Genomic DNA, 15763 nt, shown 5'->3' on the forward strand with positions numbered 1-15763 from the left:
TACTGTCCGTAAATCTCTGTTATGATGCAAAGGTGTATCAAAGGGAAAAGCGAGACAAGAACCCTGGGGTTCTATCTTGTTGGGATTGGTGGAAATACTACTTTTGTTGTATGGGGTTGGTAGACAGGGGGGTAGCATTTCGTATAGCCCCCTTATGTTGCGAGCATGTACTGATGTGTAGAAATGAAAACTTGCCCTAGGAAGAGCGCCTGCTAGTCAATGAAAATTAAGTTAATGTCCCCTTGCCGACCAGCTCTAAAACAAGATGCGTCAGGGTTATCTGAATATCATCGCGCCACATCGCTCCGTCCAGATCTCGGATCGGCCGACGCAGGGAAAACGGCCTTTGTACTGCGAAGATTCATTGAACACGGACTTGCCAAGCCAGAGCCTTATACTATGCTGGTCTTTGATTTTAAGTTTCGGGACCTCTCTCTAATCGCCTATAATAATTGGGGATTTCTTTGTCGAGTCGAGTTTCAATTTCTTTACCGCGATCATTGGGTTTCTAAGAAAATACCGGGACGGCATTTATTGTACACTCCCGCATGCCATTGAACTGATCCAGTTGGATTATGATAGTCAATTCACGCTCCTGCAAAGCGATTGGGCCAAAGAATGCACGGTGCTGCCCCCCTTCATCTCCGCTTATAAAGCGGACGTGATGGAGCAATTTGAAGGGCAGATCGCCAGTGCCAAAATTGCGCTGGCCCGGCTCTCCTAACCACAGTTGTATTATGCCCTCACCGGTAACAATTTCAGCCTGGACATTAATAATCCTGAAAAGCCAACGACTTGTTTAACGACTCTATATCCGATAGAATCATTGAAGACGCGATGTGACAAACGAGCATTAATCTGGTCGATCAGCATGTAACCTTTTTCTCTTCGAAATGTTTCCCTTTTGAAAATCCACGAGAAGAAATGCCGTCAAAATCTTTCCTTGTTTTAACAAATCAGCTTAGCTCGTGCAACTTGACTAGAGAGTGCTTTGAGGTACGCGCTTAAGGTCTTCGAATCTTCCTTATTCCCTTCTGCTCTAACAAAATCTTGGTTCCAACGTTCAACAATCCATTTCGGTTTAGTTGAAAAATCGTGTGAAACACCATGATTAAATACAAAATCGTGGCGCTTTTTTCGCACTTCAAATAGTGCCACGATTTACGCACACAAACTTCATGCGAATCCCTAAATTTTACTTGTCCTCGATGGGCGCAAAAAACGCCTGCATTTTCGTGCAGGCGTTACCTTATGAATCATTTGTAAATAGAAAAAGGCTTCTAATTCAATGATTAGAAGCCTTTTTGCTTAGTCGGGATGGCAAGATTCGAACTTGCGACCTCCTGCTCCCAAAGCAGGCGCGATAACCGGACTACGCTACATCCCGAACTATTTGCCGGAGTTTCGCGGTGAGGGAGGGAAATGAACCCTGCCCCAGAACCAGCCATCACAGCCTTTTTGTTCTTTTAATCACCAAATGTGCCACTCTAGACGCACACTTGTCGAAATTACTTAATGTATGCAATTTCTCTTCAAACTTTCAATCAGCGGTCCGGACGGAATTAGAACCTCCACGTGGGCAATATCAAAAAGGCACTTTTTTACTCCCTATTTCAAAACTGCCACGATTAAGGAATAATCGCCATTCCAACTAATTTTCTTCATAAGATGCCTGCATCAACTCACAAAACCTTTATACTTCTATCAGCATCAATCTATTAACTTTTACAAAGTTAAAAAAATACCGCAAAATTTTATGTTTCTAATCCCACTTCTAAATCGAGATAGATGACTACGTCCAAGCGAAGATAAAGTAACAGCCCACCAGCTGCCTATAACCAATTGATAACACAAATTAACAACCCGACATAGCCTGTGTGCAATTTAGCGGTACGAGTTCCTTTAAAATCAAAAAAACTTAAAAAGATCAGAATCATCATTCCCAGACTTATCCACCCAGGAATGTCGGTCTCATTAATATCATAAACTCGGATACCAAGAAAATCTCTGCGTTCGTTTCGTCGTCGTTTCTCCATACCATCAAAAATAAAACCTCCCTCGCCCCCTTCCGTTATGCTTAGCCAAACATTCCCTTGCAACTCCTTAATATGCTCGTATTTTAGAAATAGCTGTACCCTCCTATCGAGAATTAATGCGAAATACCCATGGACTATCGTATAGATAATTAGAATCAACCTAACGTGATTCCAGCTGAGGGTCATATTTAAAGCTGGCATCGTGAACGATCGCTTGCTTTTCATTAAAAACTTGCTGCAAACGATGAAAATTAGTAGACTCGTTCCAGCAATAATGAATCTATTTTAGTTTACAGCCGCTGCGTAAAAAACATTTGACAAAATTTGAATCACCACCTCGTATATATCAAAGGCACTTTTTTCACCCTAGTTTAACACTGCCACGATTAACGGTATAATCACCATTCCAACTAACATCCTCATAAGATGCCTATACTCACACCTCTTACTTCGTTAGCATCATGCTTTAACTATAAATGTTACCAACCTTCACTCTACTTATATCCACTTTAAATGGAGTGATGATGAACATTCAGTATTTTGGACCACATTGAAAAGTTGACAATTTAAGTTATTTGCTGGTTCTTTAGTATATTAGCGACAGCTTCGAAATTTTGAAATAGAAGTTCATTCTCAAAGGGCCGATCCATCCAATTTCTTTATGTAAGACAATTAAATTTTTATATATTTATTAAATTTAATTAATTCTCTTATGCCTAAAGAAAGTGTCCTATCCGAAGCGGAAAAGGAATCGTTCCAAATTGAAAAGTTTATCTTTCATATTATTATCGAATCGGAGCACACTCCCGTATATCTTGAAGAAGTCATTTTGGATGAAAAACAAAATGAGTTTTTTAAAATGCGGTTCAGGGATATATCAGAAGGAACCCAGTTTATTTTCAAAGATAGATCAAAATCCGATTTTGTAGCTGAATGTGAAAAGCTGGTTGGCAATGCTGGAAAGAACTTCATAGAGTCTTCAAAAAAGCTCGCGTACCAGTTCAAAAACGTACATAACAAGGCTACAAATGATGGGGTTTTTATTGCAGCCCTTGTTACTGTCGCGGGTAATCGCCAATTAATCCTTCTTTTGAAGCTTGAGCACAAAAAAGTGTACCAATATAAGACTCATAAGGCTAAAGCTCTTTTGGAAGAAATCAAAAACACATTCGTAGAAGACAAAAAAGCTATACAAAAGGCCGCATTAATTGATATATCCGACTACTACAAGTGGGATGTTCTGGCAACGGACAAAACAGCGTTGCATTCTGCCAATAGTTTAACGGAATATTTTTCAAATTTTCTCGACGTCGTCGAACTAGAAACTGCTACAGTTCTTACAGAACACGCAATGAAATATGCTTTTAAATGGGCAGTTGAAAATTCTTCAGAACTAGATCCAGACCAAGAGATTTCAAGTTACAAAAGCAGAGCTATAGCGTATTTATCAAATACAAACAAATTTGACACAGAGGACTTTATCTCAATTGTCGTGAAAGACGATAACGTAGAACGCAGGCAGAAATTGGCGAAATCCTTCAAGGCGTTCTTAGATGAGAAGGGCCTGTCTGGCCAAACGTTTGCTCCTTCGAAAAGCGTGCTTACCAAAAGAAAGACTAAGAATGTTAGGCAAACTGCAGAAGGTATAAAGATCGAATGGGAAGGCGACCCGGAGGATTTGAACTTAAATATACCGACTGAAAAAGATAGCAACGGATATTTGAATATCCTTATAAAAACTACAAATATTAGAATACTAGATAATAAATAAACGGTCTAATGAAACCGTATAGAGACATTACCCTCAGCTTTGCAAAGCTAGCATCCAAAGCGAACAATATTGATGAACACTGGGGATTTATATGTGTCGCCGGAACAAATGAAGCTACGGTAGCTTTTGATGTATACAAAGAGTTAACGGGTCAAATAAAAAGCTATATCGATAGCTTCCCATTAACTTTTGAAATTAACGGTGTATCGGCAACTCAAGAAGATATTGAAACATATGAACAAACCCCAAGTGCAATTAATAATTGGAAAATATCATTAAATAAGCTTCCGCTTATTCGTGTTTGTCATGCGGATGGCTGGAGATACAATTTCTTCTTGAATGAGTCTACTTGCTTGGGGTGGTTGCAAAAGCAAAACCCACTTCTAAGCGAGTGCATTTTCAATTCAGGAGAAAAAAACTGCATAATAGTCAACAATCTTTCTCACTGCTTTGGAGGAGTGTTCACTAGCTTTACCTCAACTGACGAAAAAATGACTCCACGAGATCAGGCGGAGTTCAGTCTCCCCGATCGAAAGAAAATTAGAGAGTCATTGAGAATCGTAACAGATCAAGATATATCAATTTTCTGCCCAGCTTACGAGGTTCGAATTTTCGGGAGCTCAAAATTGAGTCAAGAGTTCGTTAATAAGGCCTCCCTTGCTCTTGCAACTTCTCTACTTTCCGAATATTATAGCTTTGAAAAGGTAATCATCGATGGTTTCAGACGCATTGAGCTAAAACTAGACGACGAAAAATCTAAAGCTACTGAAGCTTTTTATCGGGGGCTTCTAGAACTTGTCGACTGGATTTATTCAGACCGAATCACCATCCGAAAGAAGCTATTTCATGAGCGTCTTAGCCTAGAATTATCGACTAATGATTCATTTGTAGAAGCTCTTTCGCGCCATAGCGAAAAAGCAATCAAGCAAGCAAAGGAGCGCTACAATTTTGTAATAATTGATCGAAAAGATGCTTACCTTAAAGAACTTAAGGAGCTTCTGAAGGACGTTAGAGCCCAGTCAGATTTATATGCTAACAAACTCAGATCACTTCTATCCAATTTCTTGCGAGATTTGCTAGCTGCTCTGATCCTAATTGGATTCACTATTTTTACAAAGTTTAAGGACAACCAGATTTTAGAAGACATTAAATTACTTGATATTGTATTTTTCGGACTGTCTATTTACTATACCTTCTCGGTCATCATGCAAAGTATTGTAGACACAACTGACATTCTGATATCTAAAAGAGAGCTAACATATTGGAAAAATGTCACTAAAGAACTTATGCCCGAAGAAGAGTTTAACCATCATATAGAAAATGCTCTTAATCCCCGTCGAAAATCTTTCATTGTCATATATATGATTGTAGCCTTGGGGTATATTGCCATTGCTATCTCTTGCTACAAATTTCCCATGCTTCTAAGGAATAAAAGTAACGAGCAATCAAAACAAATTAACTTGTCCACCCCTTCAACACACACAAACCTGTCCGCACCTGATAAAAATAAATTAGAGATGAAGGATTCGTTATTTAATACGTCACAAGATAAACTTAGCAGGTAAAAGTATACAACTACTTTTCTGACACTTCCGTTGGAGGATTAGGGTGGGATAGTTGATAGGAAAGTAATTTAGGCAGATGCCATTCACGAACGATTTCTTCATAAAGGTTCGCCAAATTGCATAGCTTGTGCCAAGTTATCAGGGCTTGGGAAAGAATAACTTGTCTATCACTTGAACTATCTTCCAGCACCTTTTTTAAATTTTCCAGCTCGCGATAAGACATATCAATGGGAACCCATTCCCTAATTTGCCAAACATCAAGGTGGATGACTTGAGAAATAAATACTCTTATCATATTGACAAATTCAGAATATTCAGACTCGTCACATTGATAAATAGCATTATGCACCGTCCATCCGTATCGATTTACAAAACGAAATACTTCATTTCTCTGATAGAAAAATTTAGCAAATGCCGATAGTAACTTTGCCCTTTTGCCATAAAACTTGAGTGCTGTAATACTAGTCACCTTATCATTAAAGTTCAAATAAGTAGGAATTTTTAGTGTTACACTTTTTTTATTAAGAAATTCCAAGTCCTTAGGCTTAATATACTTGTCGATAAGATCATTGAGGCAAATAAAATAAACATTTTTTTCTGCCAGGTCAACGACAAATAGCAAAAAGGAAATACTACCTCCTAATTTTTCAACGGTATATAAAGAGTTAGTGTCTAAAGCATACGATATTAAATTGTCTTCGATATAAGCACCTTTCAACTCCTCCCAACTAAACTTTGAAACATTATTTACACTATAAATTTGTTCACTTCTAATACTGATCTTTTGAACCGATTTTACCTGCACATAAACATATTCACCAAGAACTTCAAAGTTTACATTATCGCCTGAATCCTCGAAAATTTCTATCACCAAGTCAACACCATAATCTGGATTGTTAAACTCTCGAACAACCCAATGCTTTGGAAGATTTTGACGAATAATGTCAAATGACTCAGACTCCATTATATGTTGAAAACTTCTTTTTTTCCTTTCGGCCATTTCATATTTTTTTTGCAGATGCAGTCGTGAATGTATCGCAACATTTAAGTGAAAGTAACACTTAATTTAAGGTCGAGGTAACGGTGTATGTTTGAAATCTATTCGATTGTCGTTGATGTAAAGTCCGCTATCGCGGCGCTTATACGAGTTCACCCACTCTATAATCCCATTGAGATTCTTCGTATCCAAGTCATAGCGAGATGCTTTGAAGTTATCGACACCCTCTGTAAAGCTTGATGTGGTGGCAAGCAGAGCATTTCCAACTCGCAAGTCAGTTTTCACCCCATATAGACTACGTACTACTTCAATGCCCACTTTCCTATCTGGGTTATATTTCTTACATTCGATTATCCAACTATGCCTAATACCGCTATCATCCTTATATATTCCGAAAATGTCATAGCCATTGTCTTTTGTCGCGCTTGTTAGTTCAACGCTCCAGCCAAATGACGCAAGTAATTCTGCGACAAGTTCTTCAAAGCCACGCCAATGCAAATGGTGAATATCGTGTGGATGCTTTTTCAAATGCATCAACAGTTCCGTGTTGATATGTTGAACTAAGCTAACTATAGTCTCAGAAGGCCGTCCATCTGTGAACATGTGAGTAATTTGACTTATCATATTTTTTACATGGCTATCAAACTCACTCCATGTTAGCTTTTCCTTATTGTCTCGATAAACATCGAAAAAGGAGCTAGTTATATATTCTCGTATTGATTCTTGGCCGTTCGGATGAACTAATTCCAGATTCTTGGCAAAAAGAAAATTTTCAGGCAATTCATCCCATGGGTTGCCTTCAAATGTGGTTTGAAATTCCATGCCCTTAATCTTCGCACCCGACATATCAGCGCCAACACAACCCTTTATAGTAAAATCAGCGCCCTCAAGATCGGCATTGGTGAAGTTGGCCTCATCTACCAGTGCTCTGTGAAAACTGGCGTTGCGTAAGTTCGCACTTCGGAAATTACACTTTTCAGCATAAGCCTTTGTAAATCTGACATTCATTAAATTTGCTCCTTCAAAATTACAGCCTCTTATGTCGGTATAACGAAAATTAGCTCCTTGAAGGTTTGCACCACCAAAATCGATATTTCTTAAATCAGGCCTACCAAGTCCCCCGACCATTGTGAGGGAAAACATTCGATTGGTTAGATCCCTATTATTAAAAGAAATAGAATCGTGACTATGATCAGAAAGCCATTTATGAAATTCAATGGGGCCTTGCTTTAGCTTTTCATAAGCTTCATCATGGATTGACATATTTGTTAAATTAAAGCTTCATCGTGACTAAATTAAGCAAAAAGTACAATATGATGATTTGACATTGAATCAATAAAATTATTTAGACAAGGCGATTCCTGAATAATTGATTGATGAACAGCAATTCGACTTATGAGCAAGAGATATGAGCAAACGGAGAATAGACGAAATACCGAAAAAATCCTAACTCAAAACTACTATCATGCGCAAAGCCCTAGTTTTTGGTAACTTCATAATAATGGGTAAACACAAAAATTCTTACATTGGCAAGCCAAATCCATCGTGCTGGAGATGATTTCAATTCATTTCCCCCAACTCAATAGACGTCGCCCGCTCGTATATTTCAACGATCGCCCTGAAGACTACATGGTAACCCTGGATTTGATTTTCGTCCATGTCATACGTATCGGGAAGTCGGCCCTTCCTGAACCTGCTTTTCGAAGCCTGGTATCCCATGAACTTGGACATATTGTTTTCGACAGGTCAATGACCGCGTGAGAGCGCCTGCAGTGGTACTTCAAACGTACTGAGGAAATGGTGACATATTATGAGCGGTCAGCTGATACGATCGCGATCGAATACGGTGCCGGAGAATATCTTATGGACTTCCACGAGCATCACAATAAACTTTGTAAACGGTATAAAGCCTCCGAAGGGCTTACTACAAACGAAATTAGAATGAAAATAAAAGCACAGGCACAGCTGAACAAAGCCGAATTTTGAAATAACCCTTTCTAGTAGATACGTCCCATTCATTTTCAAGCTGTCCATTATTATTTAAGGTAGCATCTTGTTCTTCACCGCTCCCCGAGTTACAAAATCCTGAAGCCATTTATAAGCTCGAGAATTTTCCTCTCGCCCTGCATTTCCTATCAGCGGGGTAATCCCCCAACTCATGCCAATATGATAAAAGGTCCCGCACCCCCTTTGAATCAATAATCCATACCGCCGGAGGATTTGTACCCACAAGCAAACGGCCATCTTCGGTTAAATAATACGACCGAACGCTTAACAATCCAGGCATAACCTGGTGGCAAGGCTCTGTCGTAGGTTCATAAACATGCTCTTCAAACATAACAAAGCAAAGCTGCCATAGTTGATGAACGAAAAACAAATAACTTACAGGCCTTTTATCAGTATCAAAATAAATACTCCAGCTTCCTTGGTTGGTCTGCGCCAGATAAATTCTGCGCCTGGTTGGAAAATTCCGGTAGAATTTACCATAATCGTCCATTGCGAAACCCATTTTTGCTAAGCGATCTGCGGTAATCTCAATTGGCTGGAAATCCAGATAGATATACGGCAAAACTAAAAGACTCTCTTCAGTGACTCTAAACACATTGCCCCTAAGTTCATACACGCTGCCTATGGCAATTTCCTCTAGCTTCATGACTCCACGATTTTGTCAAAAACACTAAACTTGTTGGCATTTTACTGGGCAGCGAATACATATATCCATCCACCGCGCCTATCAAATCACATCTGAGGTGAGCGTGATTTTAGTCTGATCATCGCAAGCCACTAGTTCAATATAGTAAGACTGTTTATCTGTGGGCAATTCATTAAGTCCGTCAAGACCACTAAAAATCCTCTTATATGCACCCGGACTATCCTGAATGGTTAATGTAATGGCAGCTTCCGGCGAACTTGCTTCCTTCAGTTTATTCAGCAGTTGGAACCACAATGCGCTAAAATGCGGGTCTGAAAATTGAAGATCTAAACTTTTGATCTGTAACATGTTTTGCGATGTTTTTGGATTCGACGAGTTGTATAATTAGGTGATCGGTAATTTTCAGGATGCGCTCGTGCTCTGCTTTTGAGAAGTCATCCTTATCTTTCCGTATATAGTACGTAGAATTACAGATTGCGAGATCTTCAATAACCCGTTCACGGAACTGTACAGGTAGGCTGTATATACAACTGTATAATGGCGGCAGAAACAGCAACGATTTCTCCCTATTTTCATTCATAACATGAAATTTAAGTGTTAACACATTAATTAAAATATAAAAACGATAATTTTCAACTCAAATTAATAATTAATTACCATATAGATATATTTTAGCCTCATTAATGGGTTATAATTTTAGATTTAGCTAACGAAACACGAAAATGAAGGAAGTAAACTACCAGCGCGTAAGATCCCTACTGCTCAGTAAGGAGCGGCAAGAGTTTGAGCATTTCAGCCAGATGTTTGAAATTCTTAAGGTATCCAATGTCGCAGTTGACATGAAAGTAAATGGATCTACCTTAAGGCGAAAAACGTTAAATCCAGAATTGCTAACCGCAGGAGATTTGGTGAAACTAGCAGCCCTGCTGAATGTTGAGCCTCGTATCCTGCTCGAACTAGCATTGCGTTCAGTGAAGAGAGTCGAGCTTCAGTAGTCGCCATGGGTCTGCCTTCGTGTGACCCCGTACCTCTATACCAAGCATTACCCTATCACTCAATCCCACTCAGAATCTTTCTCCAAATCTGAGACTTTCAGACTCAATATTGTTTAAACCCTCCGCTTTTGCAAGAACCTCTCCCTAAATAACGATTTACCTTCGTATTCACACTAATATTAGACGTTCTTTATGGTCGATATAACGGCCGACTCCAATGGGCAAGCAGACCAATCAAACTAATTGTGCAAACATACATGCTTATGAGAGAAGCACGGGTATATTACAACCGACACTTTGCCGGCACCTTAAAAATGCTCAAAGATGGTCATTCACTTTTTCGATACAACTCGGATTACGTGGAAGACAATTCACTACCATCTATTAGTACCAGTCTTCCGAAAAATAAGATTGAGCACAGGGCATCAACCCTATTCCCTTTTTTTGCAGGGCTTCTTACAGAGGGGGAAATTCGACAAATGCAGGTCCAGGCCCATAACTTGGATCCCCATGATGATTTTTCCCTACTCGCTTACACAGCCAGCCTTGATACAATCGGCGCAATAACCTTGAAATTATGATAGAAGCCTGTCCCGGCTGTTACAAGCCGCAAAAAAGATTTCACTATTGCTCGATTTGCCGACGGGAACTTTTTGACGGCGTAAAAGTTCCTCCCATACTATTTTTCAATCCCCCAACTGTAGAAGAAATAAAATGGTTTCACCGCCAGCAAATACGCGTAGCAATGCCCGGCAAGCGGCCTAAATACTCATTAATGCTGGAGGATGACGAACTGGCATTAACCAGAGAAAACGTGAAAGGGCTTTTTATAATGAAACTCCCTCCAGTCTCACAGCCGCAAAATTACGACCTTTTATACAACGAACATCTCACAATGCAGCTCGCACGGGTTTTCGACATTGAAACTGCGCATATCGCAATGTTATACTTTGCGAATCATTCACCGGCGTTGTTAATCAGGCGGTTCGATGTAGAAGCTGACGGCAATGGACATCTGCAGGAGTCGCTGCTACAGGTAAGCAATGGATTGCTCGATCCCAATACGGTAAGCTATGAAGATATAGGTTTACTGATCAAGAAATACGTGGCGGCGTACAAACCGGCACTCCAATCTTTTTTTCAACGGGTCATATTCAACCACCTATTTTCAAATAATAACGCTGGCCTAAGTAGTTTTTCTATAATGCGAACTGCGTATGGAGATTATAAGCTTTCACCAGCCTATAGCCTGCGATGCTCTGAACTTAACACCGCAGATGTCGACGATAAGCCTATCAGATTATATAATGAGGTCGAAAAAGCTTCCCGACCATCCAGCAGACATCGACCTTTGGACTTTATTATTCTTGCAAAAAAGCTTGGAATCTTAGAAAATCGCGCAAAAATGATTATCGAATCCATGACGAGTCAAGATGAAGCTGTAGAGATGCTTGTGCGTAAATCTTTCTTGAGCAAAGAATTAAAGAATAAATACCTGGACCTTTTCCTCAATAGACAAGATGAGCTTAAAAAGGAATTACACAATATATAGGCCGGATGCGCGGTGAAATACAGTCTACTGGCAACTGAAATTTTATATGCGCGCGGCCGGTTAGTATCGTGATTAGTGCATACGGTGAACCGAACCCTGTCACCGCGTCGGAACAATAACGTCGTCCTGCTGACTTAAACTGGTCTGGAAGATTAGTGAGTAAAATTGTATCGGATTGATATGCTACCACCCAAGGACGCGGCGTACAGGCATCTTTCGTATACGGCCCAATCACCGTACCGTGGTAAGCCGGTTCGGTTTCCTTTTTGCATCCGAGCGTCACCAGTAGAAGGATGGTAAATAGCACACGCTTAATCATAGAAACGATTTTGGCTGTTGTCATCAGTGCAGGCTGTTACAGGTTAGGCAGCGAAGATATATCAATCTGTATAGTTAGCTATGTTAACGGGCTGTTAACCAGGGTATCGACTTTTGGAGGGAAATCCCATATTTTATTAACATTGCATGCTCTATTTAGCTCATTTCAATATTTCAACACATTTGACTGCAGCTTAGCCGACGACTACCTCATAGCTGATCGATACGACCCGAGTGATTTGATGATCCGCTTCAGGAATAGCTGGAAGACCATACTGGTGATCGCCCCTGATTGTAAAGAGGGCTATAGAGCAACAATTAATGCTAAAACATATGTTTAAGAAATACAGCTTTCGGTTTGGTACCCGGAAGCCGTTACACTGCAAGCAGTGTAGGCGGGCGCGGCCTGGCTGGCTCTTTCGTAGCGCTGGCATCACGTCAGTAGAGATTTCGAGGTAAGGGAAGCTAACATGATTAAGCTTCCGCAATAGTTTTCGTATAGGTAACGGGGCACTTCGTGTGCCCTGTATATATCCACTAATCGCATTAGATGCTTAACAGCATCATACATAAGCGTCTAATGGCACAACCATTCACGCAGCCACTATTACTGCCCTTTCACAATTCTTTAACTTATCACCCTCAAATATTATTCTATTTTCGCTTATAGAACCCGTGACCCAACGACCAAAGACAACCTCCAAATAATCTTACAACTGTTATGAAGATTTTTAGCCGGCCAGCCGATCTGCCAACCTACAATCGTATCAATATCTTACGAAATATAATCAACGCCGGGACGGACACCCTGCCTTCGGAGCGCGCAAGAAAAGTAAGGATCGTCAATGCCCTTTCGATGATTACAGCCTTTCTGGCAGCGGTTATTGGAACGATGTTTTATTTCAGCAATGGCCTTAAGGAGATACTTACTGGTGCATGGGCTGAAACCTTCGCTTTTACACTAGTCATTATACTGAACAGGTTTAGATTTTACAATGCCGCGAGCATTGGCGTTTTGGTGATACATTGCCTTGGAGCGCTATACTTCCATGAAATACTTGGTTCACTTATCGATATTTCCCTCATCATTGCGTTTATGTTTGGCATGTGTTTTCTGGTTTACTCGACATCCAGGATGCAGGCTATTGGCGCAGCGATAACACTCTCCACCTATTTCTTACTTCAAGCCGATCTGATACCGCAGATCATTCCTACACTCAATATGCCACAAGAGCAGCAACAACTCATTCGTTCGGTGGCAGATCCGGCCTTTATGTTTTTCAACGTACTAGTTTTTGTGGGACTTTTACTGCAATATCGTAAGCTGATGAACAGGTTAAATGCATACGTACATCAATTTAGCCATGAACTTCGCAATAACCTTAACTCTCAAACGCTAATTGTTGATAAACTTCAAAGAGAAATCCGTAAGAATCCATCGCTAAGTCAACTTTTGCCATTGGTGGAGGAATTACAGATATCCACAGACACGATGGCTGAGATATCCAATAATGCACTTAGTATCGGAGAGATGGAAGCAGGTGATCGACGCACATTACAGGCGGACAAAGTAAACATCAAGCTGGCAATCGGACGCATGATCGCTATCCATCGACTCAAAGCCGAACGAAATCAGCTTTCCCTCTCCCTCTCTATCGCCGAGGACTTTCCTAATGAGATCATACTAAACAAGGACGGGCTGAATAAAATCCTCGCGAACCTTATCGTTAATGCAATTAAATATGCCGATCAGAATACTCAGATCAGCATTGCTGTTACATTGGAGAAAAATGAATCTTTCCGCATAACAGTTACCAATAGCTGCCCGGATATTCCAAAAGAGGTACTCGCGAAGTTATTTGACCGGTTTTTCACCGCCAAAAACAAAAATGTGGAAGGAAGCGGCCTTGGCCTATATATTGTCCAAGAGCAAGTAGCGAGGTTAAATGGTACAATAACAGCAATCAGCCAGAACCGGAAAACAAGTTTCGTCGTTGTGCTTCCGTTGAAAACTGCATCATTATTCAAAGTAGATCTCAGTAATGTTCATGTGGTTGTAGTGGATGATTCGCCAGCCATGGTGAGATACGCTTCGAATGCCCTGGAAGCGTATGGATGTACAGTATCCACTGCAAGCGAAGGAGCGCAGCTTTTTGACATGCTGCAGGATCAGGTGAGTTTACCGGATGCAATCCTATTAGACAGGCACTTACAGGATGTAAGTGGCATAAAAATCCTAAAATCGATAAAATCCAACCCGCGACTAAAATCAATTCCTGTAATCATCTACACCGGTGACAACGCAGACCAACAGGCCTTAATCGACGCCGGCGCTTCCGCTGTACAGCTCAAACCTTCAGAGCCGCGTGCATTGGCCGAGCTGATCGGGCAACTAATTTAATACAATCAACTATCTGATAGGCGGATGCGGGATACCACATCCGCCCATATTTTAATGTACGGCTTCCTGCATCGACGTAGCAGCATGGCCTCCAGCCGTATACCGGTCGGTAAAGTACAAGGTCCAATCAAGATAGCCGGGAATCATTGACACCAGATTTTCAACGTAATTTTGTACGACCGGGTTATATCCCTGGAAGTCAGGAAGGTTATTACTCAATTCAATTAACCTTTCTACATCCTTATCATGCATGTTCAGCACCCGCTCACTGGCCTGCTGGGCACTACAGCCCTCAAAATGCTCAATGATCAGGATTGAATTTAGCACATCCCCGCATTCTCTTTCTTCCGCTACCGAGAACATATCATTGCAAAATATTAAAACCCTGCACACCAGAAGCTCAATTTCTTTTATGACCTCATGGCCAGTAAGAAAGTTAGGTAGCAGTCTGGCTGTTATCGCTTCTGCCAAATTGCTCATGATGTCAACATTGACAGACCGCATGCGCACATCCATATACCGCTCGAAAGTCGGATAGATTCTATTATTGCGGTAGTAAGTCTCATCTGCAAGCCCGGAGAAATATAAACTCAGGTTCTTACAAAAACGTTCTTCAAGCCACTGCTGTCCTGCGATCACGAGCAGGCGTTCACGCATTACTGGCAGTACGCTAAATAACGGATGGTCTACTCCGGGAATTTTTCCCAAAAGAATAGGGATGGCCGTATCGCGAATGTTAAAGATGGTCTCCGGGTTACTTCGCTCAAACTTGTCGTCAATGGCAAATGCCCATGTAAATACAGTACAAATAGCCTCAAGGTGAACCGGATCACCGCTGGGAAACAGGCAACCCGCACAATATCCGATGTGCGTTCGCTCATATTTTTCGACAGCAGCCTCCGGCAAAAACGGATACAAACTGCGAATCATTTGAGGCATAGCAGCGTCGATTTGAGCTGCATTCGGGTTTCTACGCGCAGGCAAGTCATAACGCACCTGCTCGAGTGGGTCAAAAGACGAAATCATGTGATACTTTTTTAGATTATAGAATAGAGATTGCTCGACAATTACAGGTAATTGAAATATTCACAGCTCTACAGCTCCCGCATTAGCACTAATAATTAGGGATATGGAATACAGTTTCACGACAACAGCCCACTGAAAAAGCTGTACTGGAAATTTACGTTTAAACAGTGCATATTTCTTCGCTGCGCCTGGATTATTAAAAAAAGTAACACCTCCAAGATCAAGCATACCGGCTACTGTAAAGGCTTTTAAAAAGCAACAAATAAGGACAAGCCTTATTATGAATCGAGTAGATATAAGGCAAATGATTAATCTAAAAACTTCTGAGCGATTATCGCAGTTGGCTCCTGAAAGCATTTTTTTAGTTCTACTACAAGTTGATATAAATGAAAATGGCCCGGCAATGCCAGGCCATCAATAAACAGCGCTTAAACCTTCACTGTTCAACT

The 15763-nt window shown here is 40.7% G+C and carries 13 protein-coding genes and 1 tRNA gene; 8 read left to right on the forward strand and 6 right to left on the reverse strand.

Annotated features, from left to right (window positions below; translation table 11 throughout):
• Nucleotides 1-568 precede the first annotated feature (568 nt).
• Nucleotides 569-724, forward strand: a complete 156-nt coding sequence (locus MKQ68_RS18755; protein ID WP_264280451.1) for a hypothetical protein — start codon at nt 569-571, stop codon at nt 722-724.
• A 588-nt stretch (nt 725-1312) separates the two neighbouring features.
• On the opposite strand, the gene MKQ68_RS18760 is transcribed toward MKQ68_RS18755, so the two are convergent.
• A tRNA-Pro gene (locus MKQ68_RS18760) sits at nt 1313-1387 on the reverse strand.
• 1361 nt (nt 1388-2748) lie between these two features.
• Between MKQ68_RS18760 and MKQ68_RS18765 the strand changes: the two genes are divergently transcribed.
• Together MKQ68_RS18765 and MKQ68_RS18770 are read left to right on the forward strand one after the other, a co-directional pair.
• Nucleotides 2749-3807 carry a nucleoid-associated protein gene (locus MKQ68_RS18765; protein WP_264280452.1) on the forward strand — a complete coding sequence of 353 codons (1059 nt, stop codon included), beginning with the start codon at nt 2749-2751 and terminating at the stop codon, nt 3805-3807.
• A gap of 8 nt (nt 3808-3815) precedes the next feature.
• Nucleotides 3816-5372, forward strand: a complete 1557-nt coding sequence (locus MKQ68_RS18770; protein ID WP_264280453.1) for a hypothetical protein — start codon at nt 3816-3818, stop codon at nt 5370-5372.
• A gap of 10 nt (nt 5373-5382) precedes the next feature.
• On the opposite strand, the gene MKQ68_RS18775 is transcribed toward MKQ68_RS18770, so the two are convergent.
• Nucleotides 5383-6372 carry a DUF4365 domain-containing protein gene (locus MKQ68_RS18775; RefSeq protein ID WP_244844014.1) on the reverse strand — a complete coding sequence of 330 codons (990 nt, stop codon included), beginning with the start codon at nt 6370-6372 and terminating at the stop codon, nt 5383-5385.
• A gap of 66 nt (nt 6373-6438) precedes the next feature.
• Nucleotides 6439-7632 carry a pentapeptide repeat-containing protein gene (locus MKQ68_RS18780; protein WP_264280454.1) on the reverse strand — a complete coding sequence of 398 codons (1194 nt, stop codon included), beginning with the start codon at nt 7630-7632 and terminating at the stop codon, nt 6439-6441.
• A 534-nt stretch (nt 7633-8166) separates the two neighbouring features.
• Between MKQ68_RS18780 and MKQ68_RS18785 the strand changes: the two genes are divergently transcribed.
• Nucleotides 8167-8355 (forward strand): hypothetical protein, encoded by a 189-nt coding sequence (locus tag MKQ68_RS18785; protein ID WP_244844016.1) that lies wholly within the window; start codon nt 8167-8169, stop codon nt 8353-8355.
• A 109-nt stretch (nt 8356-8464) separates the two neighbouring features.
• On the opposite strand, the gene MKQ68_RS18790 is transcribed toward MKQ68_RS18785, so the two are convergent.
• Together MKQ68_RS18790 and MKQ68_RS18795 are read right to left on the reverse strand one after the other, a co-directional pair.
• On the reverse strand, nt 8465-9022 hold the full coding sequence (locus MKQ68_RS18790; protein ID WP_244844024.1) for a hypothetical protein: 558 nt from the start codon (nt 9020-9022) through the stop codon (nt 8465-8467).
• 81 nt (nt 9023-9103) lie between these two features.
• Complete coding sequence (locus tag MKQ68_RS18795) at nt 9104-9370, reverse strand: hypothetical protein (RefSeq protein WP_244844026.1); 267 nt, start codon at nt 9368-9370, stop codon at nt 9104-9106.
• 374 nt (nt 9371-9744) lie between these two features.
• Here MKQ68_RS18795 and MKQ68_RS18800 point away from each other — a divergent pair, with 374 nt between their 5' ends.
• The 4 genes from MKQ68_RS18800 (at nt 9745) to MKQ68_RS18815 (ending at nt 14288) form a co-directional block, all read left to right on the forward strand.
• On the forward strand, nt 9745-10017 hold the full coding sequence (locus MKQ68_RS18800) for a hypothetical protein (RefSeq protein ID WP_244844027.1): 273 nt from the start codon (nt 9745-9747) through the stop codon (nt 10015-10017).
• A 263-nt stretch (nt 10018-10280) separates the two neighbouring features.
• Nucleotides 10281-10598, forward strand: coding sequence for a HipA N-terminal domain-containing protein (locus MKQ68_RS18805; protein WP_264280455.1), 318 nt, complete (start codon nt 10281-10283; stop codon nt 10596-10598).
• On the forward strand, nt 10595-11569 hold the full coding sequence (locus tag MKQ68_RS18810; protein ID WP_264280456.1) for a type II toxin-antitoxin system HipA family toxin: 975 nt from the start codon (nt 10595-10597) through the stop codon (nt 11567-11569). The genes MKQ68_RS18805 and MKQ68_RS18810 overlap by 4 nt, the downstream gene beginning before the upstream one ends.
• Nucleotides 11570-12608: 1039 nt before the next feature.
• A complete protein-coding gene (locus MKQ68_RS18815) occupies nt 12609-14288 on the forward strand; it encodes a hybrid sensor histidine kinase/response regulator (protein WP_264280457.1) in 1680 nt (559 codons plus the stop codon).
• Between the two features lie 51 nt (nt 14289-14339).
• Here MKQ68_RS18815 and MKQ68_RS18820 read toward each other — a convergent pair whose 3' ends face one another.
• The gene (locus tag MKQ68_RS18820; RefSeq protein ID WP_244844032.1) at nt 14340-15314 is read right to left on the reverse strand and encodes a terpene synthase family protein; all 975 of its coding nucleotides are present in this window, start codon (nt 15312-15314) and stop codon (nt 14340-14342) included.
• Nucleotides 15315-15763: the final 449 nt, after the last annotated feature.

The sequence above is a fragment of the Chitinophaga horti genome (genome assembly GCF_022867795.2).
Lineage (GTDB): Bacteria > Bacteroidota > Bacteroidia > Chitinophagales > Chitinophagaceae > Chitinophaga > Chitinophaga horti.

What these genes read in the sequence shown, in the direction of transcription:
- MKQ68_RS18765 (WP_264280452.1), top strand. Translation starts at nt 2,749, where the DNA reads ATGCCTAAAGAAAGTGTCCTATCCGAAGCGGAAAAGGAATCGTTCCAA.
- MKQ68_RS18770 (WP_264280453.1), top strand. Translation starts at nt 3,816, where the DNA reads ATGAAACCGTATAGAGACATTACCCTCAGCTTTGCAAAGCTAGCATCC.
- MKQ68_RS18775 (WP_244844014.1), bottom strand. Translation starts at nt 6,372, where the DNA reads ATGGCCGAAAGGAAAAAAAGAAGTTTTCAACATATAATGGAGTCTGAG.
- MKQ68_RS18780 (WP_264280454.1), bottom strand. Translation starts at nt 7,632, where the DNA reads ATGTCAATCCATGATGAAGCTTATGAAAAGCTAAAGCAAGGCCCCATT.
- MKQ68_RS18785 (WP_244844016.1), top strand. Translation starts at nt 8,167, where the DNA reads ATGGTGACATATTATGAGCGGTCAGCTGATACGATCGCGATCGAATAC.
- MKQ68_RS18790 (WP_244844024.1), bottom strand. Translation starts at nt 9,022, where the DNA reads ATGAAGCTAGAGGAAATTGCCATAGGCAGCGTGTATGAACTTAGGGGC.
- MKQ68_RS18795 (WP_244844026.1), bottom strand. Translation starts at nt 9,370, where the DNA reads ATGTTACAGATCAAAAGTTTAGATCTTCAATTTTCAGACCCGCATTTT.
- MKQ68_RS18800 (WP_244844027.1), top strand. Translation starts at nt 9,745, where the DNA reads ATGAAGGAAGTAAACTACCAGCGCGTAAGATCCCTACTGCTCAGTAAG.
- MKQ68_RS18805 (WP_264280455.1), top strand. Translation starts at nt 10,281, where the DNA reads ATGAGAGAAGCACGGGTATATTACAACCGACACTTTGCCGGCACCTTA.
- MKQ68_RS18810 (WP_264280456.1), top strand. Translation starts at nt 10,595, where the DNA reads ATGATAGAAGCCTGTCCCGGCTGTTACAAGCCGCAAAAAAGATTTCAC.
- MKQ68_RS18815 (WP_264280457.1), top strand. Translation starts at nt 12,609, where the DNA reads ATGAAGATTTTTAGCCGGCCAGCCGATCTGCCAACCTACAATCGTATC.
- MKQ68_RS18820 (WP_244844032.1), bottom strand. Translation starts at nt 15,314, where the DNA reads ATGATTTCGTCTTTTGACCCACTCGAGCAGGTGCGTTATGACTTGCCT.